21 protein-coding genes and 2 rRNA genes are annotated in these 22,725 nt (G+C 64.8%); 15 read left to right on the plus strand and 8 right to left on the minus strand.

The window, feature by feature from the left end; all coding sequences use genetic code 11:
- Positions 1 to 177 precede the first annotated feature (177 nt).
- Positions 178 to 2,856 (minus strand): GNAT family N-acetyltransferase, encoded by a 2,679-nt coding sequence (locus tag QZY03_RS11675; RefSeq protein ID WP_295581178.1) that lies wholly within the window; start codon positions 2,854 to 2,856, stop codon positions 178 to 180.
- Between the two features lie 165 nt (positions 2,857 to 3,021).
- Here QZY03_RS11675 and QZY03_RS11680 point away from each other — a divergent pair, with 165 nt between their 5' ends.
- A complete protein-coding gene (locus QZY03_RS11680) occupies positions 3,022 to 3,954 on the plus strand; it encodes a histone deacetylase family protein (protein ID WP_295581180.1) in 933 nt (310 codons plus the stop codon).
- 175 nt (positions 3,955 to 4,129) lie between these two features.
- Here the strand turns inward: QZY03_RS11680 and QZY03_RS11685 are convergent, their stop codons facing one another.
- Entirely contained in the window at positions 4,130 to 6,133 is a 2,004-nt protein-coding gene (locus tag QZY03_RS11685) for an SUMF1/EgtB/PvdO family nonheme iron enzyme (protein WP_295581182.1), read from the minus strand.
- Entirely contained in the window at positions 6,133 to 6,906 is a 774-nt protein-coding gene (locus QZY03_RS11690; RefSeq protein ID WP_295581184.1) for a hypothetical protein, read from the minus strand. The genes QZY03_RS11685 and QZY03_RS11690 overlap by 1 nt, the downstream gene beginning before the upstream one ends.
- 140 nt (positions 6,907 to 7,046) lie before the next feature.
- Between QZY03_RS11690 and QZY03_RS11695 the strand changes: the two genes are divergently transcribed.
- Entirely contained in the window at positions 7,047 to 8,513 is a 1,467-nt protein-coding gene (locus QZY03_RS11695) for a deoxyribodipyrimidine photo-lyase (protein WP_295581186.1), read from the plus strand.
- A 28-nt stretch (positions 8,514 to 8,541) separates the two neighbouring features.
- Here the strand turns inward: QZY03_RS11695 and QZY03_RS11700 are convergent, their stop codons facing one another.
- From QZY03_RS11700 to cysM, 3 genes are read right to left on the minus strand one after another with little or no spacing between them, the layout of a single operon-like run.
- Positions 8,542 to 9,009 carry a CYTH domain-containing protein gene (locus tag QZY03_RS11700; RefSeq protein ID WP_295581188.1) on the minus strand — a complete coding sequence of 156 codons (468 nt, stop codon included), beginning with the start codon at positions 9,007 to 9,009 and terminating at the stop codon, positions 8,542 to 8,544.
- A 3-nt stretch (positions 9,010 to 9,012) separates the two neighbouring features.
- Positions 9,013 to 10,347 (minus strand): 23S rRNA (uracil(1939)-C(5))-methyltransferase RlmD, encoded by a 1,335-nt coding sequence (gene rlmD / locus QZY03_RS11705; protein WP_295581190.1) that lies wholly within the window; start codon positions 10,345 to 10,347, stop codon positions 9,013 to 9,015.
- Between the two features lie 27 nt (positions 10,348 to 10,374).
- Positions 10,375 to 11,265, minus strand: a complete 891-nt coding sequence (gene cysM, locus QZY03_RS11710; RefSeq protein WP_295581192.1) for a cysteine synthase CysM — start codon at positions 11,263 to 11,265, stop codon at positions 10,375 to 10,377.
- Between the two features lie 195 nt (positions 11,266 to 11,460).
- Here cysM and QZY03_RS11715 point away from each other — a divergent pair, with 195 nt between their 5' ends.
- The 13 genes from QZY03_RS11715 to QZY03_RS11775 all read left to right on the plus strand — a co-directional run bounded on the left by QZY03_RS11715 (position 11,461) and on the right by QZY03_RS11775 (position 22,372).
- Complete coding sequence (locus tag QZY03_RS11715) at positions 11,461 to 11,817, plus strand: Hpt domain-containing protein (protein WP_295581194.1); 357 nt, start codon at positions 11,461 to 11,463, stop codon at positions 11,815 to 11,817.
- A 44-nt stretch (positions 11,818 to 11,861) separates the two neighbouring features.
- Positions 11,862 to 12,524, plus strand: a complete 663-nt coding sequence (locus QZY03_RS11720) for a CoA pyrophosphatase (RefSeq protein WP_295581196.1) — start codon at positions 11,862 to 11,864, stop codon at positions 12,522 to 12,524.
- 130 nt (positions 12,525 to 12,654) lie between these two features.
- Positions 12,655 to 12,972, plus strand: coding sequence for an ATPase (locus QZY03_RS11725; RefSeq protein WP_295581198.1), 318 nt, complete (start codon positions 12,655 to 12,657; stop codon positions 12,970 to 12,972).
- A 49-nt stretch (positions 12,973 to 13,021) separates the two neighbouring features.
- Positions 13,022 to 14,116 (plus strand): V-type ATPase subunit, encoded by a 1,095-nt coding sequence (locus QZY03_RS11730; protein WP_295581217.1) that lies wholly within the window; start codon positions 13,022 to 13,024, stop codon positions 14,114 to 14,116.
- A 73-nt stretch (positions 14,117 to 14,189) separates the two neighbouring features.
- A complete protein-coding gene (locus QZY03_RS11735; protein WP_295581200.1) occupies positions 14,190 to 16,082 on the plus strand; it encodes a V-type ATPase 116kDa subunit family protein in 1,893 nt (630 codons plus the stop codon).
- Between the two features lie 35 nt (positions 16,083 to 16,117).
- On the plus strand, positions 16,118 to 16,570 hold the full coding sequence (locus QZY03_RS11740) for an ATP synthase subunit C (RefSeq protein ID WP_295581202.1): 453 nt from the start codon (positions 16,118 to 16,120) through the stop codon (positions 16,568 to 16,570).
- Between the two features lie 11 nt (positions 16,571 to 16,581).
- A complete protein-coding gene (locus QZY03_RS11745) occupies positions 16,582 to 16,968 on the plus strand; it encodes a V-type ATP synthase subunit F (protein WP_295581204.1) in 387 nt (128 codons plus the stop codon).
- Entirely contained in the window at positions 16,965 to 17,606 is a 642-nt protein-coding gene (locus QZY03_RS11750) for a V-type ATP synthase subunit E (protein ID WP_295581205.1), read from the plus strand. Before QZY03_RS11745 ends, QZY03_RS11750 begins: the two co-directional genes overlap by 4 nt.
- Positions 17,607 to 17,610: 4 nt before the next feature.
- A complete protein-coding gene (locus QZY03_RS11755) occupies positions 17,611 to 19,413 on the plus strand; it encodes a V-type ATP synthase subunit A (RefSeq protein WP_295581207.1) in 1,803 nt (600 codons plus the stop codon).
- A gap of 111 nt (positions 19,414 to 19,524) precedes the next feature.
- Entirely contained in the window at positions 19,525 to 20,904 is a 1,380-nt protein-coding gene (locus QZY03_RS11760; protein ID WP_295581209.1) for a V-type ATP synthase subunit B, read from the plus strand.
- A 3-nt stretch (positions 20,905 to 20,907) separates the two neighbouring features.
- A complete protein-coding gene (locus QZY03_RS11765; protein ID WP_295581211.1) occupies positions 20,908 to 21,381 on the plus strand; it encodes a DUF29 domain-containing protein in 474 nt (157 codons plus the stop codon).
- Between the two features lie 16 nt (positions 21,382 to 21,397).
- On the plus strand, positions 21,398 to 21,715 hold the full coding sequence (locus QZY03_RS11770) for a YkgJ family cysteine cluster protein (protein ID WP_295581213.1): 318 nt from the start codon (positions 21,398 to 21,400) through the stop codon (positions 21,713 to 21,715).
- Positions 21,716 to 21,748: 33 nt separating this feature from the next.
- Positions 21,749 to 22,372 (plus strand): V-type ATP synthase subunit D, encoded by a 624-nt coding sequence (locus QZY03_RS11775; protein ID WP_295581215.1) that lies wholly within the window; start codon positions 21,749 to 21,751, stop codon positions 22,370 to 22,372.
- Between the two features lie 65 nt (positions 22,373 to 22,437).
- Here QZY03_RS11775 and rrf read toward each other — a convergent pair.
- Both rrf and QZY03_RS11785 read right to left on the minus strand, forming a co-directional pair.
- A 5S ribosomal RNA gene (rrf, locus tag QZY03_RS11780) occupies positions 22,438 to 22,553 on the minus strand.
- 73 nt (positions 22,554 to 22,626) lie between these two features.
- Positions 22,627 to 22,725, minus strand: a 23S ribosomal RNA gene (locus QZY03_RS11785); the annotation flags it as partial.

Here is a 22,725-nt window from a genome sequence, read left to right on the forward strand (position 1 = left end):
CGCCCGGGTGTGATCAGAACTGATGGGGCCGGGCCTCCCGGTAGGATGGGCAGAGCGAGAGCGATGCCCATCCTCAAGCGTCGCGGTGGCCGGATGGGCATCGCTCTCGCTCTGCCCATCCTACGCCCATCTGCGACCACATCACTTTGAATCGCACCCAAACAAGGCCGAACCCGGTCACAACACCTTGGCCACCAGCTTGATCGCCGGGTCCTGCGGATCGTTCTCGATGCGGAACCCGAGCGACTTCATCAGGGCCAGCATGCGGCTGTTGGCGGTCAGGACCTCGCCGTCCATGATGCGGAACCCGCGCAGCCGGGCGTTCGCCATCAGGGAGCGCATCAGCCGCGCGCCGATACCCAGGTTGCGGCAGTTGTCGGCGACCACGATGGCGAACTCGCACACCTCCCCGCCGGGGCGCGAGATGTAGCGCGACACCCCAACCTGGACCTCGGCACCGTCCTGCTCGACCACCCCGATCAGCGCCAGTTCACGGTCATAGTCGATCTGGGTGAAGCGCACCAGCATCTCGGGTGTCAGTTCCTTGACGGCCTGCATGAAGCGGAAGTACTTGGTCTGCTCGGACAGCCCGCGGACGAACTCCTGCGTCATATTGGCGTCCTCCGGGCGGATCGGGCGGATCACCAGTTCCTTGCCGTCCGGCAATTGGACGTGCTCGATGAGGGTCACCGGGTAGGGATGGATGGCCATGTGCCCGTAGGTGGTCTGCTGCGGCGGGCGGTAGTTGACGACGATGCGGGCGTCCACCGCGATGACTTCCTTGTCATTTCCAATCAATGGATTGATCTCCACGCCGATGATCTCGGGCAGTTCGCAGACCATTTCCGAGACGCGCTGCAGGGTGCGCGTCAGGGCCACCCGGTTCATGGGCGGAATCTGGTTGCGGGCCGCCATGAGCCGCGAGACCCGGGTGTGGTCGATCATGGTCTGGATGATGAAGGCGTTGAGCGGGGGGAGCCCCAACGCCTGATCCTCCAGCATATCCACCTCGGTACCGCCGGCTCCGAAGCTGATCACCGGCCCGAAAATCGGATCGCGGGTGACTCCGATCATCAGTTCGCGGGCGGCGCGTTTGGAAACCATGTGCTCCACCGTCACGCCTTCGATGCGCGCGTCCGGGCGCAAGCGCGCGGCGCGCTCCACGATCTCGGTAAAGAGCCGCCGGACCGATTGGGCATCGGCGATGTTGAGGGCCACGCCGTCCACGTCGGACTTGTACTTCAGATCCGGTGAGTGGATCTTGACCACCACCGGGAAGCCGACCGCCTCGGCCGCCATCAGGGCCTCGTTGGCGGTGCGTGCCAAGACGGCCTGCATGGTCGGAATGCGGAAGGCGGCGAGGATCGCCTTGGCCTCGATGATGCCGAGCTGTTTGCGCCCCTCGGCCATCACCCCCTCGATGATCAGGCGCGCCCCTTCCACATCCGGGCTATCTTCCTGGGAGATGGGCTCCGGCGACTGCATCAGGAGACGCTGGTTACGCAGGTGACGGGCGAGGAAGGACATGGCCTCGATGGCCAACTCCGGGGTCTCGAACTGCGGGATATGATATTCGGCAAGCAGCGCCTTGGCGGCGGCCACGCGCTTGCCGCCCATCCAGCAGGTGAGGACGGGCTTCTTGGTCTTTTTCAGCGCCTCGATCACCTGCTCCACGGTGCCCTGCGGGTCGCCGGACGTCAGCGGGGCCAGGATGACCAGGACCCCGTCGACGCCCGGATCGGCCAGGCAGGCGTCAATGGCGATGCGGTAGCGTTCCGGGGTGGCGGTGCCCATGATGTCCACCGGGTTGCCGTGCGACCAATGCGCCGGCAGCGCCTGCTCCAGGGTCTGGTTGGTCGTCTCCGACAGGGTCGCCAGCGACAGCCCCAAATCCTGGGCACGGTCCGCGGCGAGCACCCCGGGTCCGCCCCCGTTGGTGATGATGGCGATGCGCTCACCGGTCAGCCGCCGGCCGGTACCGAACACCTGGGCGGCGGCGAACAGTTCCTCCAGATGATCCACCTGGACCACACCGGCCCGCTCGGTGACCGCCCGGAAGACATCGTCCGAGCCGACGAAGGCCCCGGTATGTGACTTGACGGCGCGGCTGCCGGCCGGATGGCGGCCGGCCTTGACCACCACCACCGGCTTGAGGCGCGCCGCCGCCCGCAGTCCGCTCATGAAGCGGCGGGCGTTGCGGATGCCTTCCACATACAGCAGGATGCATTGGGTCTGGCCGTCCATGGCGAGGTAGTCGAGGATATCCCCGAAGTCCAGATCGGCCGCGGCCCCCAGGGAGACCACCGCGGAGAGGCCAAGTTCGCGCCGCTCCGACCAGTCGATCATCGCCGTGCAGATGGCCCCCGACTGGGACACCAGGGCGACGTTGCCGCGCCGCGGCATGTCCGGCCCGACGCTGGCATTGAGCCCATGCTGGGGGCGCATGACCCCGAGACAGTTGGGCCCGAGCATCCGGATCCGGTTACGCCGCGCCGCTTCCACCAGCCGGTCCTGGAGGGCCGCGCCGGACTCCCCGTGTTCACCGAAGCCGGTGCAGTAGACCACCGCGACCCGCACGCCGGCGGCGCCGCACTGCTCCAGAATGCCCGCCGCCTGGGCCGCCGGCGTCGCGATCAGGGCCAGGTCCACATGCTTGTCGAGGCTGACCAGATCCTTGTAGCAGGGCCGCCCGGCGACCTCGTCGTACTTGGGGTTGATGGCGTAGCTGTGCCCCTTGAAGGTCCCGCCGAGCAGGTTACGGTAGACCTGACCACCGACAGAACCCTCGCTGTCACTGGCGCCGAACACGGCCACGGCACCCGGGGTGAACAACTGGTCGACATCGGACAAGTGCATCTGAACTGCCCTCCCGGGCTGAATTAGGGTTAAGCTTCAGCGACGCCGCCCAGACAAGGCCCGGCGGACAACCAAAGTATCGGTAACGAGAATCGCCCGCAATGCCTGACTGGTCACACTGCGACCGGATCGACTGCCGCGGCGGTCGCGCGACGGGGATAGCCCATGAGCTTAGCTTTCATTTCCCACGATACCTGTAAAGAGCATGAGATGGGTGACTACCACCCGGAGTGCCCGGCGCGACTGCATGCGATCAAGGACCGCATGATCGCCTCCGGCATGGAGATGCTGGTCACCCACTATGACGCACCCCAGGCCAGCATCGAGCAACTGGCACGCGTCCACGACCGCGATTACATTCGCAAGATCTTCGATACGGCACCCGCGACCGGTCCGGGTCTGGCCTGGGTGGACGGGGACACGGCCATGAACAGCCGCACCCTGCCGGCCGCACTGCACTCCGCCGGGGCCGCCATCCTTGGAGTCGATCTGGTGATGAGCGGCAAACATCCGACCGCTTTCTGTTGCGTCCGCCCACCGGGTCATCATGCCGGGCGTGATTCCGCGGCCGGCTTCTGCTTCTTCAACAACGTGGCGGTCGGCGCGGCGCACGCGCTGGAACACCATCGGCTCAACCGCGTGGCCATCGTCGACTTCGATGTGCATCACGGCAACGGCACCGAGGATATCTTTATCGACGACCCGCGGGTGCTGTTCTGTTCCAGTTTCCAGCACCCCTTCTATCCGGGCACCGGCGCCGATACGGTCGCGCCGAACATCATCAACCTGCCGCTGCCGCGACTCACCAGCGGGGCCGACTTCCGCGCCGCCGTCGAGCGCGCCTGGCTGCCCCGCCTCGACGCGTTCGCCCCGGAGCTGATCCTGGTCTCGGCGGGGTTCGACGGTCACGCCGAGGACGACATGGCGCACTTCAACCTGCGTGAGCCGGATTACGCCTGGATCACGCGGGAACTGCACAAACTCGCCGGGCGCCATGCCCAGGAGCGCATCGTCTCCTGTCTGGAGGGAGGTTATACCCTCTCGGCGCTGGGACGTTGCGTCAGCACGCATGTGGACGAGTTGATCGGGCACGCCTGATCACCGAACACCGAATACCGAATACCGAATACCGAATACCGCCGATGCGCGTTTGCTGCACCGCAGCAACCAAGGATAGGCGGGTTCGGGAACGGATGCAACGCATCGCCTTAATCCAAACCGGGGTCGCGCGTATCGACCCCCGGTTCCCCATGGCCTGTGCCGCCGATATGCGTCAAACCGCCTCATCCGACAGCGAGAGCACGAGGCGGAAGCCGAGGTCACGCGCGGTTTCGCGTATCGCCGCGCGCGCGCGGGCCGTGGTCCTGCTCCGCAGCGGCCCCGCGTCGAAGGAACCCCCGCGCAGGATGCGCGCACCTTCGGCATCCGCGTCGTTACGGCCGTCACCGACCTGGTACGGGTAGGGCCGGTCCCGACTCAGGGTCCACTCCCAAACATTACCGCCCATGTCCGCGACGCCCTCGGGCGTGGCGCCTAAGGGGAACAGGCCAACCGCGGACGGTTCACCGAGACTCCCGAGACAGTTGGCGCGACCGTCCCCGAAGCGGTCGCCCCAGGGGTAGACGCGTCCCTGAGTCCCACGCGCCGTCAGCGCCCACTCAGCCTCGGTGGGCAGACGCAGGCCATAACCGGCAGGCAGGCTGGTACGGCGTTTGCGGAACATGGTGTCGAGCCAGGCGGCATAGGCGACCGCCTCAAACCAGGTGACGCCGACCACCGGACGATTGGTCTCGGCACGCTGACGGATCCAGCCCTCCGGCTCCTTGCGCCGCTGACCATGACACCAGGCCCACCCCAACTCAGACCACCACTCGCGCCGTTCATAGCCGCGCGCCGCGACGAAGACGCGGAATTGGCCGACCGTGACCGGGTAGCGTCCGATCCAGAAGGCATAGTCCAATGCGACCGGTACGTCCCCGCCAAGCTCGTTCGGCAGCACCCCGGCAACATCGGGGGAACAGCCCAACACGATCCGCCCCGGTTTGATCGACACCATCCCCAGGGCTCGCTCATGCTCGCCGTGATAGCGTGCGGGAAGCTGGAACCCGCGGTGTTCGAAGCGCGGGTCGCCAAGCCGCGCCAACACGGCCGCGGCCGCGGCCCGCTCTCCCAGGTGGAGCGCGCCGGACTCCACCAGGGCCGCCAGGCGGTGACGAACGCGCTGAACACTCCGGGCGCCGGGCGGCGTATCGGCGGCCCGCCCATAGCCGACGGCGATGGCCACCTCGCCCGCCAGCCAGACACGGCGCCATAAGGCATCGCTCATGTCGGCGTCGGGTGGACATAGGCACTCGATCAAATCCAACGGCCGCGCAACCTCACGCTGGCTATGGACCAGGAAGCCGACCGCATGCAGAATGGTCTCGCGCCAGTAGGTTTGGTCATGGACACGACCAGCCACTTGCTGCGCAAAGTCCGGTGCATGAGCCAACGCGCAACCGGCCAGATACTCGCGTATGGCCCGGTGCGGGAAGTCATAGACCGCCGGCCGCTCCTCACACAACAGACCGGCGCGCTGCTTGATCAACTCCGTGATCGATTGCGCCCAATCCAAATCCTGACGCGGATGCAGTAACCGCAGCGCGGCGACCAACTCGGCCTCACCGACACCGGCGGCCACCCCGTGGCCAGGACCGGTCGATGACCAGTCCCCGTCCCCGTGGTGCTGCATCACCATGGCCAGACGCTCGCACAGGCTGATGGCATCGCAACGATCCCGCCGGACCTCCCGCAGCAGATCGCTGATGCGTGTATCCTCGTCATCCAACCCCCGATCCATCCGTGAAAAGAGCACATCGACGGCACCTTCGAACAACCGCGCCCGCTCCTCGCGCAGTTCGCGGCGATCCGTGAAGACCAGCGCCAAGAGCGTGAGCAACAGGGGATTGGACGTCAGGCGCGAACAGTGGGAACGCTTGACTTCCTGGCGAAACGTATCCGCCAGAGCCTCCGCCTCGGTCAGCAGGAACTCCCCGTGGGCACCCAACTCCTGGAACCAGTCGGTGACGAAACGATCCACCTGATCGCGGCCGAACGGCTGCAAGACGGCGATCGGAAACTCCGCGTCCGGTAACCGCCAATCGGGGTGCTGATAGGCGAACACCCGGCTGGTGAGTATGCAGCGGCACAGGGGTGCCTCCCGACAAAACTCGAGCAGACCCGCACGCACCTGAGCCAACCCGCTGGGATGAACCTCATCCAACCCGTCCCACAGCATCAGAGCACGGCCCTCGTGGATCGCCGCTTCGAGTGCAGGCAGACAAAACCCAGGTTGCGATCGGTTAACTCGTGGCGCAGAAACCCCCACACCAACTGCTCGGCGGACTGCTCGGCGGTGTCCCGCGCGGCCAACCAGGCACTGAAATCACGCAGCCGCAAGAGCACCGGGATACACGACCACTCGGTTTCCGGCCAACCGGGCAGCGCGGTCCGGTCCCCGGTCGCCAGAGCGTGAGCGAGAAAGGCGAGTAGCGTGGATTTGCCCGAGCCGGCCTCCCCCAAGATCACCAGCGAACGGCGCAGGTAAATCGCCTCCAGCGCGCCGAGGCTGCGCGCCCGATCCCGATCCAGGATACGCTCGGAGTTCGGGTCCAGGGTCGGATAAGTCACCTGGATGCCGCGCTCGGCCTCCAGGAGTGCCCGTTTGGCCACCCCCTCGGGCAACGCGAGATCAGTCATCAGCGGCACGAAAAGACTGACGATGCTGCGGCTGTCATGCGTTCGGCTGTCGATCCCGCGCAGGGGTAATGCGCGGGTCCGCCACGCCAGCACCCGCCGCAGGCACTCGAGTTGGCCATCAGGGGAACTGGGACGCTCGCCGACGAAGATTCCTTTGAGAATGCCTGAATCTGCGGTGGCTGCCGGTCGAACGCTCTCCCCCTGACCAGCGACCTGGACCGACAAGCGCGCATTCAGGGCACGACGCTGGTCTTCCAACGCCGCAAGCTGCGCACGCAATCGTGACGCTTCTGAACTGCTATCCTTGGTCACGGCAGCCCTCATGACAGACCTGGATGATCCGTTGCACAGTTTCCCGCCAATGACCGGCAATGGTGCAGTGCTGCCCGTTCGCCGCGACGCGGTGCCCCGCGCAGCCGCGCTTACGCTGCCTCGATCTGTCAGACTCAAGCATGCCTAACATCGCAATCCTTTGGTTCCGGCGCGATCTGCGCCTCGCCGACAATCCGGCCCTGGTCCAGGCCATGGCCGAAAATGATCAGGTGTTGCCGCTCTATATTCACGCACCAGCCGCAGAATTTCCCTGGGCTCCAGGAGCAGCCAGTCGCTGGTGGCTGCATTGGAGCTTACAGAACCTGGATCGATCACTGCGCGACCGCGGCAGCCGCCTGGTGATCGACGCCGGCGAGGCACTCGCGGTGATCCAACGGATGACAGCGCAGACCGGCGCGACCCGCGTCTATTGGAACCGCCTCTACGACCCGGCCACCCGTGCGCGCGACACCCGGATCAAGCTCGCCCTGCGCGCGCAGGGGCTGAATGCTGAGAGCCACAACGCGCTGCTACTGCGCGAGCCTTGGACGATCCTGAATGCCACCGGGGAGCCTTACAAAGTGTACAGCGCTTTCTGGCGCAAGTCGTCCCCCGGATTACATGGCTGCACCCCGGTGCCGATACCCTCCGGTCTGCGGCCGGCACCGGCGGCTGACAGTCTGCCTGTCAAAGATCTGCAATTATTACCGAGAATTCCCTGGGATCAAGGACTGCGCGAGCGCTGGCAACCCGGCGCCGGCCCCGCGATGAACCGGGCGATCACGTTTCTCGACAACGCGCTGGACGGTTACGCCCAGGGTCGGGACCTTCCTGGAACCACGGGCACCTCCAGTCTCTCACCCTATCTGCACTTCGGCGAGATCGGCCCGCGCCAGGTGCTGGCCCTGATCGCCGCGCGCTACGGGACGGTGGAGGCACCCGCCGCTGCGGCCTATGTGCGCGAACTCGGCTGGCGGGAGTTCGCCCATCACCTGCTCTACCATTTCCCTCATACCGCGACCGATCCCCTGGACCCGCGTTTTGCCCGTTATCCCTGGCGCACCGAGGGCACTGCCGAACTGCTCGCCGCCTGGCAACAGGGCCGTACCGGCATCCCCCTGGTCGACGCCGGGATGCGTGAACTGTGGCACACCGGCTGGATGCACAATCGGGTGCGGATGGTGGTCGCTTCCTTCCTGACCAAGAACCTGCGCCTGCCCTGGCAGGCCGGCGCCGCCTGGTTCTGGGACACGCTGGTGGACGCGGACCTGGCCGCCAACACCCTGGGCTGGCAGTGGACCGCCGGCTGCGGGGCCGATGCCGCCCCCTACTTCCGGGTCTTCAATCCGGTCCGTCAGGGCGAGCGGTTCGATCCCCAAGGCGCCTATGTGCGGCGCTGGTGCCCGGAGTTGGCGGGTCTGCCCGACAAGTTCATCCATCAGCCCTGGGCCGCCCCGGCCGCGATCTTGCGCGCGGCCGGTGTGATCCTGGGAGCCGACTACCCGACGCCAAGTGTTGATTTGGCGGGCTCGCGGCTGGAGGCGCTGGCCGGGTTCGAAACGATCAAAGGCGCCACCGGACGAGGGCAAGACGCCGCGCGGCCATAGCCCCCATGATCGCCATGCACTAGCCGCCTTACCAATCCTTGTACGGATGCCGTGCCAGGTTGGCATTGGAGTAACGCGGATCGGCGGTGACCTCGGCGCCCGCCCAGGGGGGCAACGACACGTGCTCGTCAGCACGATTCAGTTCGATCTCGGCCAGTTCCAAGCCTTCATTGGCGCCGCTGAAGACGTCCAGATCCCACAGGCGGTCGCCGTAATGGACCCGATAACGCACCTTCGAAATCACCGGCAGGATCGCCAGTTCACGCAGCATGGCGCGCGCATCCGCGGGCGGGATGGGGTACTCGAATTCGGACCGGGTGATGCCATGCGGCGGTCCCTTGATGGTGAGGTAAGCATCATCCTCCTTCATCCGCACCCGCAAGGTCAGGGTCCCGGTGGTCGCCAGATAGCCCTGGACAATGTGCCACTCCTGCTCGATCGCCGCACGCCATGCGTCATTCTTGACCAGGAACTTACGCTCGATTTCAAGTGCCATTACTCAATCCTCCGACCGTGCAAAGATCGCCATGGATTCGACATGGGCGGTGTGCGGGAACATGTCCATGACCCCCGCCTGAACCATCCGGTAGCCCAAGACATTGACCAGCCGCTCGGCGTCGCGCGCCAGGGTACTGGGATAACAGGAAACATAGCAGATACGCTGGACACCCAAGCGCGGCAACCAGTCGAGGATCTCGAGCGCGCCGCTGCGTGGCGGGTCCAGCAGGGCCTTGTGGTAATACCCCCGCAGCCAGGGCTCCGCGGCGAGGTCCCCGTAAAGATCGGCGGTCTCGAAGCGCACGTTATCGATCCCGTTGCGCCGGGCATTGGCCGCGGCTCGTGACACCAGCCCGGCATCCGCTTCGACACCGACGACATCGGCGCAGCGCCGCGCCAAGGGCAGACTGAAGTTACCGAGCCCGCAGAACAGGTCCAGCACCCGCTCATCCGGCTGAGGATCCAGAAGATCGAGCGCCTGATCGACCATCAGACGATTCAGCTCCAGGTTCACCTGGGTGAAATCCGTGGGCAGGAACTCCAGGCGAACGCCGTGACGCGGGAGGTCGTAGTGCAAGTCCACTTGGTGACCGGGCATGGGCCGGATGGTGTCCACCCCGCCCTCCTGGAGATAGATGTGGTAGCCATACTCCTCGCTCAGATGCTGTAAGACCCCCAGATCGGCGTCGCTCGGCGGCGCCATGACACGAAACACCAGAACGCAGGGGGCCTCACCGACCGCCATCTCGATCTGCGGAACCTGATCGCGAATACTCAATTGCCCGACTGCCTCGGCCAAGACCTGGAGACGGTCGCCCACCGCCGGGTGCAACACCACACACCCACTCAGGTCGGCCAGATAGGGAGTACCACGCTCGCGAAAACCCACCAGGGTGCGGCCCTTTTTGATCACATGCTTTACCCCCAGGCGCGCCTTGCGCCGATACCCCCAATGTCCCGCGACCAGGGGCGCGAGCCAGGTCTCGGGACTGACCTTGCCGATCCGCGTGAAGACATCGGCGAGGGTCTCCTGTTTCATCCGGATCTGCGCGGCCGGATCCTGGTGTTGCAGGCTGCAACCGCCGCAGAGACCGAAATGGGGGCAGCGCGGCGCGACCCGTTCGGGCGACGCCCGCAGGATCTCGACGGCGACGCCCTCATCGAAGCGCCGTTGGAGGCGGGTGTAGCGGAAGCGGACCCGCTCCCCGGCCAAGGCGTTGTCGATGAAGAGCGCCTTGCCGTCGAAATGTGCCAGGCCCCGACCCTCATGGGTCAGACCCTCGATCTCGACCTCGACTAAGCCTTGGGGCAGTGGTTTGTTGCGTTTTTTTGACAAAATATTCTTAGTGATCTATTGACGGAGTCACGCCGGAAAGACCCCGGTGGAAAGATAGCGGTCACCCCGATCACACACGATGGCGACAATCACCGCCCCACGGAGTTCCTGCGCCAGCCGCAGTGCCGCGGCCACCGCGCCACCCGATGAAACCCCCGCGAAGATCCCCTCCCGCGCGGCCAGATCGCGGGTGGTCTGCTCAGCCAAGGCCTGCGAGACATCGATGATCCGATCCACCCCGGCCGGGTCATAGATCCGCGGCAGGTAAGCCTGCGGCCACCGGCGGATACCCGGAATGTTCGAACCCTCCTCCGGCTGAACACCGACGATCTGCACCGCCGGGTTCTGCTCCTTGAGATAGCGTCCGGTGCCCATGATGGTCCCGGTGGTGCCCATGGAGCTGACGAAATGCGTGATGCCCCCTGCGGTATCGCGCCAGATCTCGGGGCCGGTGGACGCGTAATGGGCGGCGGGATTGTCCGGATTGGAGAATTGATCAAGCCGCAACCCCTGCCCCTGCGCCTCCATCGCCTGAGCCAGATCGATGGCGGCCTCCATCCCGCCCGCCTGCGGCGTGAGCACGATGTCCGCCCCGAAGCTCTTCATCGTTGCCCGCCGCTCCGTACTCATATGCTCGGGCATGATCAGCACCAGACGATAACCCATAATGGCCGCCGCCATGGCCAACGCAATCCCGGTGTTGCCGCTGGTCGCCTCGATCAGCGTATCCCCCGGGCTGATGGTGCCGCGTTCCTGGGCGCGCCGAATCATGTGCAGGGCCGGGCGGTCCTTCACCGAACCGGCCGGATTACTGCCTTCGAGCTTGACCAGGATACGGTTGTCACTGTTGCCAGGCAGGCGTTGCAGACGCACCAGGGGCGTGTCGCCGATGAATTGGTCGATCGTGCGATCAAGCACGGGCGCGCCAGCTGGATCAGTTGTACTAGGTTGGGTCATGATGGACTCGGAACGGTCGGACCGCCGGGAATCGGTAATCCGAGATTGTGCACCAGCCCTGGCGAGCAACCAAGTCGGGCGGCCACCGACGCCGGTGGACTGGATTCGGCCGCGCCGATAAAGTGCTGTTCAATTCGAACCGGAAGGAGCGCCATCTTGTACCACGACCCTGTCAAGGCCCGCCTCGCCCAACTGCCAGCCCGTGATCCCGTCGCCGCCCTGACCGCGGCTGGCGGCGACGCGGACCTCGCCGCCGAACTGTTCGCCGCCCTGGTCGATGGACTGCCGGAGGAACTGAACGAACTGCGTGCCGATCTCGCCGAATGCGACTGGGTCGGACTGGCCGAGCATGCCCATCAGATGCGGGGAGCCACGCGCTATTGCGGCGTGCCCGCCCTGGACGAGGCCACCGAGGCCCTGGAACGGGCCGCCCGGATCGAGGACCCGGCCTTGATCGCACAGGCGTTCGCCAACCTGGAAGACGAGACGCTGCGCGTGCAGACACCCGGCTGACGGGCGGGTCCCGCACGGCCGGCTTCGGCGCTTGCCGGAGAATCATGTACCAGATCGCGAAGGATTTTGTGGACATGCCTCGTCGACTCGATTGGCTCACGTGCGACCACATCCACGCGCGGCTACGCCCGGAGACCTGCGGCGGCGCTCCCACCGAAGAACTGGCAGGGCTCGCGGTCACGCCGGTGCAGCGGGCGGCTGTCCTCCTGCCGCTGTATCGATTGGACAACGCCTGGCACCTGCTGTTCATCCGCCGTGCCGCGCACCCGCGGGACCGGCACAGCGGCGAGGTCGGGTTTCCCGGCGGGCGCCGTCAGGCGACCGACCCGGACTGCGTCGCCACGGCGCTGCGCGAGGCGCACGAGGAGATCGGACTGGCCCCGGAGCAAGTTCGACTGCTGGGTCAATTCCGCCCCTTGCTCACCGTCAGCGAGTTCCTGGTCACCCCGGTGGTCGGCTACATCCCGTGGCCCCAGCGCCTCGTCCCCGACCCGCGGGAGGTCGCCCGCATCTTCAGCATCCCGCTCGCCTGGCTCAGCGACAGTGCCCATCACCGGATCCGCCCCTATCCTTCCCCGGACCACCCGCAGGCCCGCGATGTGGTCTTTTTCGACTCCTACGACAATGAACTGTTGTGGGGCGTGACCGCCCACATCACCCTCGACTTCCTCCGGTGCCTGATGCAGCCCCGGCCGGCTCTCGGTTGACGCGTCCCGACCGCTGACCGGCGCTCGATCTGAACTTGGCCGGACGCACCGGCCACAGCGATCACACGCGCATTTTCCTGGGTTTTGTCGTAAGGTATGCGGCGGTAGCCCAGTGGTTGAGGAAATCGCGATGGAAGACACCCTGCAACGCCTGCTGGCCGCGGAACTGCGGGCCGAGACGATTGCGAGCCAGGCCGAACTCGAGCAGGATCGACTGATCCAACAGGCGCTGGCGGACGCCAAGTCCGAGAATGAGCGGTTTACCAGCCGCATTCCCGATCTGCACCGGTCATTCATCGCCAAGGCCGAGGAGCGGGCGGAACAGAATATCGCCGAGTTGCGCCGCCGTTACGACGAGCGCCACGTCCATTTGCGCGACCAGGCTGAACAGCGGGAGGACCAGGCCTTGGAGGCCGCATTCCAGGTGCTGATCGACCCGAGCCGCTGACCAGCCGCCGCTCCAGCGTCACTGCATCGTCCATCATCACGCACTCATGATGAGTAACGCCGCCACACACGCCTATCTGAACACCCGCGTCGCCGTGATGGCGACGCGCTTGTTCGATCCGGACACCATCGGTCAGTTGTCCCAGATGCAACTGCCTGAGCTGGCCGAACGCTTTGGACTCGCCGCGCTGCTCGACGAGCAACTGAGCGCCCGGACCCGCGGCCGTGCCATCGAACAGACCTTGATCCAGGTTCTGCTCGCCGAATTACAGGTCTTGGTGCGGCCGATGCCCGCGACCGAACGGGCCGTCGTGCTGGCCTGGGGCCGCAAGTACGCACTGTTCAATCTGAAGACGCTGATCCGCGGGAAGCTCTACGCGCTGGATCAACAGGAAATCCGCGACAGCCTGTTCGACCTGCCGACCATCATCGATCCACCCGATCAGGAACTGCTCCGCGCCGAGAACGTGCCGGAACTGCTGCGCCAACTGGAGGCCGGGCCGCACCGGCTGATTGCCCGTCAGGCGCGGGAGGCCTACGAACAGCGACGCGAACCCTTCGCCCTGGAAGCCGCCATCGACCAGCGCTACTACGCCGGTCTGGCCCGCCAGGTCATGCAGTTCTATGACACCAACCTGCACCCGCTGCAGCAACTGATCGGCGCCGAACTGGACCGCACCGCACTGCTGTGGCTGTTGCGCTTTCGTTTCTCCTATCAATTCTCGCCGTCGGAGACCTTCTATCAACTGGTGCCGTCCATGCGGCTGCTGCACCGCGCGCGGCTGCTGACGCTGGTCAATGTCGAGGACCTTACGGGCGTCCTGGCGGCCCTGCCGCCGCCGCTGGATACCCTGCTGTCCGAGTGTCGAACGATCATCGATGTCCAACGGCGCATGGGGCGCCATGTCGCTCACGCGGCGCAACGGCTGCTGCTCCAGAGCCCGTCGGCGGTCGCCCGGGCACTCGCCTACCTGATGCTGCGTGAGATGGACCTGTACCTGCTGTTCGCCTTGATTCAGGGGCGCCTGCTGAACCTCTCGACCGAGGTCGTGGACATCGCGCTGGAGATCATCGAGCCCACCTGTCCCTGGAACCTGGCGCCCACCGGGGGAACGGCCGCCCGACACCGCGCCGCGGCGGCTTGATCCACGACCTGTTCAACGGACCCCGACCACACCAGCTATACGGGACAGATACCAGATGCCGCGGCCACGAATCATGAAGCACGTTCGTCTGCTGGTCCTCACCGAGGACCTGCCGCAGGCGTCCCTGACGCTGGCCCAAACCGAGAGTTTCCACCCGGATACCCGGCCGCCCCTGGAACCCGCCCTGAGCGGGCTGCCCGGACGCACCTATCGGGACACCTACTATCAGGCGCGCTCGCGGCTCGATAAGATCGCCAAGCTGATCGCCGTGCCTGAAGCTCCCATGCTCGATCCCAAGCTTGATCAAGTCCGCGTGGTCGAGCCCGCGGAACTCGTGCAGCTCGACGATTGGCTAGGTCAAATCTGGCAAAAGGCGTCCGGTTATGAAGAGGAATTACGGCGTCTGGACGATCAGGAACGCCTGATTCGCGAGCAGGAAGCGGCACTCGCCAACTTCCAGCACTTGCAGATCGACCTGCGGATGCTGCGCAACAAGACGCGCTTCCTGGATTTCTATGTCGGCATCGTACCGCGTGAAAATCTGCGCCAACTCGAAGGCGCGGTGGGGCTCGCCGACCACCTGCTCCACGTCTATATGCAGCGGGGCGACCAGTCCCACGTGGTCATCATCGGCCCCACCGGGACCACCGAGGCCCAACTCTCGGCGGTCCTCGACGCCGCCGACTTCCAGCCCCTGCCCATCCCGGAGGGGCTGGATGACGACCCGCAACAACTCCGCCAGGATCTGGATGCGCAGCACCTGGCGAACCGCGTCCGCCACCAATCCGAGTACGAGCGCATCGCCGAGTGGTCGGCGCCCTTCCTGGAGCGTCTGGTGGCCGCCCGCCGGACACTGATGCTGGCCGAACCCCTGGTCGCCCTGGACCCGTCCGTCCGCAGTTCGGGACATCTGGTTCACCTCGCCGGCTGGGTGCCGGCCCGCGCGGTCGACGACCTCACCGCCAGACTCGGCCAATCACTCGCACTACCGTTCGATCTACGGGTGCGGGACCCCTTGCCGACTGAGCGCAAACTGGTCCCGACCGTCACAACCAAGAACCGCCTGCTCGAACCCTTTGCCATGCTGGTTCAGCAGTACGGCATCCCCGAATACGGGGAAGTCGACCCCACGCCGCTGTTCGCCGTCACCTTTCTGCTGATGTTCGGCTCCATGTTCGGCGATGTCGGACAGGGTGCGGCGATTGCCGGGCTCGCCTGGTGGTTGCGCGCCAGGCTCGGGCGTTTCTGGCTGTTCGGGCTGATGGCGGGCCTGGCATCGATGGTGTTTGGTTTCATCTATGGCAGCATCTTCGGCTACGAGGAGGTCCTGCCGGCCCTCTGGATGAGTCCCATCCATGACCCGATTCTGATGCTCAAGATCGCCTTGGGTTACGGCGTCGTCTTCCTGACCATCGCCTGCCTGATCGCCATCTATAATCGGCTGGTCATCAAGAACTGGTGGGGGGCCCTGTTCGGCCATCACGGAATCGTCAATCTGGTCTTCTATCTCGCGCTCGTGTGGGGAGGGCTGCACCTCGGCCGCGGTGAGTCCTTCGGCACGGTGCCGACGTTCCTGGTCAGCACCGCCCTGGCCGCACTCGCCTGGTATGCCTGGCGGCACCTGGAGGCGCCACTCGGCGAAAAGATCCTGGTCGTCTTCATCGAAACGCTGGAGACGGTCATCGGCTATATTTCGAATACCCTGTCGTTTTTGCGTATTGCCGCATTCAGCCTGAACCATGTGGCCTTGTCGATCGCGGTATTCACCCTCGCCGGCATGATGGGCGCCTTCGGCCACGTGGTCACCGTGATCCTGGGGAACGTCTTCATCCTGGTCCTGGAGGGTGGGATCGTGATGATCCAGGTGATGCGACTGCAATATTATGAGGGCTTCTCCCGCTACTTCGCGGGGGAGGGCCACGCGTTCGCGCCGCTCAAGCTGCGGCGGGGATCGGCGCCGTCATGACCTGTTAGAACCGACCACAACCCACGGAGTGTTTCATGTACTGGCTCGTCGCCTTACTCTCCCTCGCCATCCTCGGGCTGATCGTCTCCGGCATTCTGCTGGAACTGCGCCCCGGCCTCGCCGTTCGGATCCGGCCCTGGTACCGACCGGCGCTGGGAACCCAGTTGGTCGCCTTCGTCGGCGCTCAACTTGGCCTGCTCCTGCTCGGAATGCAGGATGCCTTCGCCGCGACCGAAACCGCGGCAGCGGCCGGCGCGGCTATCGAGATGTCGACCGGCATGGGGTTAGCCATCATCGGCGCGGGCATCCCCACCGGCCTCTCCACGATCGGTGCCGGCATCGCCGTGGGACCCATCGGCGCCGCGTCGCTGGCCGCCATCACGGAGAAACCTGAAATCCTGGGGCGCACCCTGATTTATCTGGGGCTGGCGGAGGGTATCGCCATCTATGGTTTGGTCATCTCGATCCTGTTGCTCAACAAGATTTAAGCGCCGCCGCGATGACTACCGAGCACGAACCAGGCCATTCAACCCGCATGCTGTTCCTGGGCGAGGCGAGCCTGGCCGACGGATTTCGCTTGATCGGTTTTGAAACCCACCCCAATCCGACACCGGAAGAGGCCGACCGCATCTTGCGCGACCTCAGCCGCAACCGCGAGAAGGCCTTCGTCGTGGTGGACGATCAAGTGATGCGGGCGGACATTCCCAACCTCCAGCGGGTCCGCCGGGAGGGCGGACGAATCGTCGTCATCGCGGTTCCGCTGCTGAATGCCCTGCCGATCCTGTCCAGCCAGGTCGCGGACCGCCTGAACACGCTGTTCGGCGCCGCCGCTGTTCCATCCGGCCCAGCCGGCCAGTCAGGCGAAGCCCCGGTGAATCCCAAATGAATCAGGTCCAAGAACTGGAACAGGCCATCCTGACCCGCGCCGAGCGCCTGGCCGCGGAGTTCCGCGAGCGCGGCACGCGCAGCCGCGACAGTATCTTGCGCGAGGCGGCGGAACGCCTGCGCCTGCGTGAGGCACGCGAGGAAGCCATCGCCAAAACACTGGCTGAACGGACCTTCCGCCAGCACGTGCAGGCCAGTGAACTCAAGATGCAGAGTCAACTCGATCTGATGCGCTGGAATCTGGTGCAGGATGTGGAGCGCCAACTGCAAGAGCGAATGCGCCACTTCATAGCGGACGCCGGCGCCTACGGCGCCTGGCTTCAGCAGCTGGTCGCGGGTGCCGCCACGTTGATCGAACATCCTCAGATCAACGTCAGCGCCAATAGTGCCGACCACAAACACTTGCGGTCATGCTGGGACGGGATCACCCAGGCGCTTGCGCAAACGCGCACCCTGAGACTGGCGGACGACCCGATCGACACCCTCGGCGGCGTCCTGCTGACCAGCGGCGATGGCCGTATCCGCGTCGACCAAACCTTCGACGGCCGACTCGCACGGCTGCGCCCGCGCATTCAGCAGGTCATCCTGGAACGTCTGCTGCCCGGCGGTGTCGAGACCGGCAACCTTTTCTCCGGATGAGACCATGACAGAAACCAGCAGAACCGGTGCCATCCGTGATATCAACGGCCCCATCGTCACCGTTGACCTCCCCGGCGCCCGCAGCGGCGAGCAGGTCAAGATTGGCGAATTGGGCCTGTTTGGCGAGGTGATCTCGCTGGCCGGCACGACGGCGGTGGTTCAGACCTATGAATCCACCGATGGGGTGCGACCTGGCGAGATCGCCGTGGGACTGGGGTTTCCACTCTCCGTTGAGTTGGGTCCCGGCCTGATGGGCGGCATCTTCGACGGGGTGCAGCGCCCGCTCGAGAAGATTGCGCTCCAGTCGGGTGACTACATCCGCCGCGGCATCAGCGTGCCGGCACTGGACCGCGCCAAGCAGTGGGAGTTCACACCCAACGAGGCACTGGAGCCTGGTGCGACAGTGAGCGGCGGCCTGGTGCTCGGCACGGTACAGGAGACCCTGACCGTCAAGCATCGCATCCTGGTGCCGCCGGGAGTCGCCGGTGAATTGGAAGAACTCGCGCCCGCCGGGGACTATGACATTGAGGCGTCCATCGCCCGCGTACGCACCGCCAAAGGCCACATCCTCAAACTCAGTATGTACCACCGCTGGCCGGTGCGGCGGCCCCGCCCCTATTTGCGGCGTGACGACGGCATCTCACCCCTGATCACCGGGCAGCGGGTCATCGATACCTTTTTCCCCCAACTCAAGGGCGGCAAAGGGGCGGTCCCCGGCCCCTTCGGCGCGGGCAAGACGGTGGTCCAGCAGCAGATCGCCCGCTGGTCAAACGCGGATATCGTCATCTATGTCGGCTGTGGTGAGCGCGGCAATGAGTTGGTCGACGTACTGGAAAGCTTTCCGCAGTTGGATGATCCCTACTCCGGGCGCAAGCTGATGGAACGGACTCTGCTGGTGGCCAACACGTCCAATATGCCGGTAGTCGCCCGCGAGGCGTCGATCTATGTCGGTGTCACCATGGCGGAGTATTACCGGGACATGGGTTACGATGTCGTGATGCTGGCGGATTCGACGTCGCGTTGGGCCGAGGCGCTGCGGGAAGTGTCGGGGCGGCTGGGTCAGATGCCGGTGGAGGAAGGGTATCCAGCCTATCTGGCGTCGCGTCTGGCCGCCGTTTACGAGCGTGCCGGCCGGGTCGAGACCTATGGAGCCGGGTCTGGATCGGTGACGCTGATCGGCGCCGTCTCGCCCCCCGGCGGGGACTTCTCCGAGCCTGTCACCAGCCACACCAAGGACATCATCGAGACCTTCTGGGCCCTGTCCAAAGAGCTCGCGGACGCCCGCCATTACCCCTCGATCGACTGGGTGACCAGCTTCTCCGGCCACGTTCACACGGCCGCCCAGTGGTGGCACAAGGAGGTGGACCCAAACTGGGAACGGCGCCGAACCGCGGCACTCGCGCTGCTTGCCCGTGACGCCGAGCTCTCACGCATCGTCAATCTGGTGGGGCCCGAGGCCCTGTCCGACGCCCAGCGCTGGGAGTTGGAAGGCGCATCACTGATCAAGGAGGGCGTCTTGCAGCAGAGCGCCCTGGACGACGTGGACACCTTCTGCTCGCCCCAGAAGCAGTTCGCGCTGCTCGACATCGCCATCACAATCTACACCAGCGGTGCGGAGTTGATCGCGATCGGTGTCCCCGTGTCCGAATTGCAGAACCTGCCGATCCTGGCCAAGATGCGTCGCATCAAGTCGATGTACACGAGCGACCAGATGGACCAGATCCAGGCGTTCCGGGCGGAGGTCAACTCAGCCATGGAGGAGATCCGCATCGAGTATGCCAAGCAGGGTGAACCCGTATTGTCCTAGGCATTCCCCGTGGGAGCGGCTTGCCGCCGCGAGTCCCTGCGTCGCCATGAACCACGCAGGCCGCATCGGCAGGCCACGCCCACGCCACTCTTCCCAGGGGTTGTAGCGAGCATGAGCATTAAAGAATACAGGACAGTAGCGCAAGCCCGAGGCGGACTGCTGGTGGTGAAGGATGCACCCGGGGTGGCCTTCGGGGACCGGGTACGGATTGAAGACTATGCGGGCGGTATCCGCAACGGCCAAGTGATCCGTGCCGCCGACGACGCGGTCTTGATCCTCGTCTTCGAGGGCACGGACGATCTGGACCTGGAACGGACCTGGGTCCGCTTCCTGGATGAGCCGGTGGAGATCGCCCTGTCGCCGGAACTGCTGGGTCGTGAGTTCAACGGACTGGGGGAACCCCGCGACGGCCGCCCACCGATCCTCAGCAACCTGCGCCGACCGGTCGCCGGGTCCGCGATCAACCCGGCCGCACGCACCTATCCGCGGGAATTCATCCAGACCGGCATCTCCACCATTGATGGGCTCAACAGCCTGGTGCGCGGCCAGAAGCTGCCGATCTTCTCCGGCTCCGGTCTGCCGCATAACCGATTGGCCGCACAAATCGTGCGCCAGGCCAAGCTCAAGGACGAGGACACCAGCTTCTCAGTGGTCTTTGCGGCCATGGGTGTCTCTTACGCCGACGCCAAGTTCTTCCGCGATGAGTTCGCCTCCTCCGGCGTTTTGCGCAACGTGGTGATGTTCATCAATTTGGCGGATGATCCCCCGGTCGAACGTCTCACCCTGCCGCGCACCGCACTCACCGCCGCCGAATACCTCGCCTATGACCTGGACCGCCACGTCCTCGTCGTCATGACGGACATGACCTATTATGCAGAGGCGCTGCGTGAGGTCGCCACGGCCAAGGGCGATGTGCCGGCCCGTAAGGGCTATCCTGGCTATCTCTATTCCGACTTGGCCGAGATTTACGAGCGCTGCGGGCGCATCCACCAACGCCACGGCTCGATTACCATGATGCCCGTGGTCTCGATGCCCTCGGACGACATCACCCACCCGATCCCCGACCTCACAGGTTACATCACCGAGGGTCAGATCGTCCTGTCGCGTGAGTTACACAACCAGGGCATCTATCCACCGGTGCACATTTCACCGAGCCTGTCGCGCCTGATGAAGGACGGCATCGGCAAGGACGATACCCGCGAGGATCATCCGCGCGTCTCGGCCCAGATCTACGCCCTCTATGCGCGCGCCCAAGAGACTCGCAACCTCGCATCGATCATCGGTGCGGACGAACTGTCCGAACGGGATCGGCGCTATCTTACCTTCGCCGACGCCTTCGACGCCCGTTTCGTCGGCCAGGGTGAATCCGAGGACCGCTCCATTGAGGCGACACTCAACCTCGCCTGGGAACTGATGAGCAGCTTCCCGCGGGACATGCTCACGCGCCTGAAAGAGACGGATCTGGCCAAGTACTACACGGGGACAGATTAAATCATGGCCTTCGCGTTCAAAACACCAGCGCCTGAGGCGATGATCGGGCTCTATGAGAGCGACTACGGCCGGTGGTTGTTCGACAACGCCCGACTGTTGCGCGAAGGACGGTTCGCTGAGGCCGATATCGCCAACATCGTCGAGGAATTGGAAGACATGGGGCGCAGCGAGTATCGGGCGATCGAGAGTTACATGGGCATCTTGCTGATGCATCTCCTCAAGTGGGAGTTTCAGCCACAGCAACGCAGCAACAGTTGGCGGGGATCAATTTTCAATAGCCGGCGCGCGATCACCAAGCGGTTGAAAGAAAGTCCGAGCCTGCGCGTTCGACTCGCAGAGGCAGTCAGAGAGGCCTATTCCGATGCCCGCTTCAACGCGTCCAACGAGACCGGATTACCGGAAAGTCGCTTCCCCCCGGAGTGCCCTTACAATGTCGATGAGGCACTGGACCCGGGCTTCTGGCCGGGCGCCGAGTGATCGAGCCATCCAATCCATGCCCAAGCCAGTTACTCCCGTCACCTGCGATCACTGCGCCGCGGTCTGCTGTCGGCTTGAGGTTCTATGCATCACCGAAACCGGTGTCTCCCGCCGCTACACCAGATTCAACCCAGGCGGTGTCCCCTCCATGGACCGACTGCCGGACGGCTGGTGCGCCGCCTTGGACCGCGATACCCTGCGCTGCCGCATCTATGAGCAGCGCCCCCTGATCTGTCGTGAATTCGAAGAGGGTGGACCTGACTGCGTCGCCGAACGGGCCGGCTGGAACAATCACCAAGGCGAGAGCCTGGGTTCCACGCACCTTACACGCTAACCACTTGTCACTCACAGCTCGCCACGTCTCCTTATGGCCCAACAACTGATCAAGGTTCCGCCGACCAAGAACACCCTGCTCAAACTCAAAAAGCAGGCGAAGTTCCTTGAAGAAGGGCACGACCTGCTGGAGCGTAAACGTGAACTCTTGACCCGACTGGTCTACGAACGCATCGGCGACTACCGGCGCCTGCGCGCCGAGGCTGAACGCGCACTGAGCGAGGCCTTTCGATGCCTCAGCCTCACCCACCTGCGCATGGGCAGTCGCGGCATCCATCAGGCATCACTCGGCGCCGAACCCGCACTGAAAGTTGACATCCTTCCCCGCCGCGCACTCGGTGTCGAGTACCCGTCGGTCAGTGCCGAACGCCTGCCGCTCAAGCCGGTCGGTCTACTCGGCACCGACGCCAGCTTCGACACGACCCGCGATCACCTCGCGGACGCGGCCGTCATACTCGCCCAGTTAGGCGAGGTCGAAATCGCGCTACACCGCCTGATGGAAGAACAACGCAAGGCGCAGAAAAGGGTCAATGCACTGAAATATAACATCATCCCACTCTATCGCCGGACCATTCACTTCATTGCGTCGGCACTCGAAGAGGAGGAGCGTAACACGCTGTTTCAAGTGAAACTGCTGCGTGCTCGCGACGTCGGTTGACGCGATCACGTCGGCATCAGGCAAAAAAAACCCCCGCTCGTGGGAGCGGGGGTTTTGGCATAAGGCCCTGGCGGTGACCTACTTTCGCATGGGGAGACCCCACACTATCATCGGCGATACACCGTTTCACTTCTGAGTTCGGGATGGGATCAGGTGGTTCCAATGCTCTATGGCCGCCAGGAAAAACGTGAGCGACGCCAGCGGCGCCACCGGGATGATCGTAGTCAGGACACCCTACAGTGCTTGGGTGTTATATGGTCAAGCCGCACGGTCAATTAGTACGGGTTAGCTGCACGCGTTACCGCGCTTCCACATCCCGCCTATCAACGTTGTGGTCTTCAACGGACCTTCAG

The organism is uncultured Lamprocystis sp. (genome assembly GCF_903933125.1).
Classification (GTDB): domain Bacteria; phylum Pseudomonadota; class Gammaproteobacteria; order Chromatiales; family Chromatiaceae; genus Thiodictyon.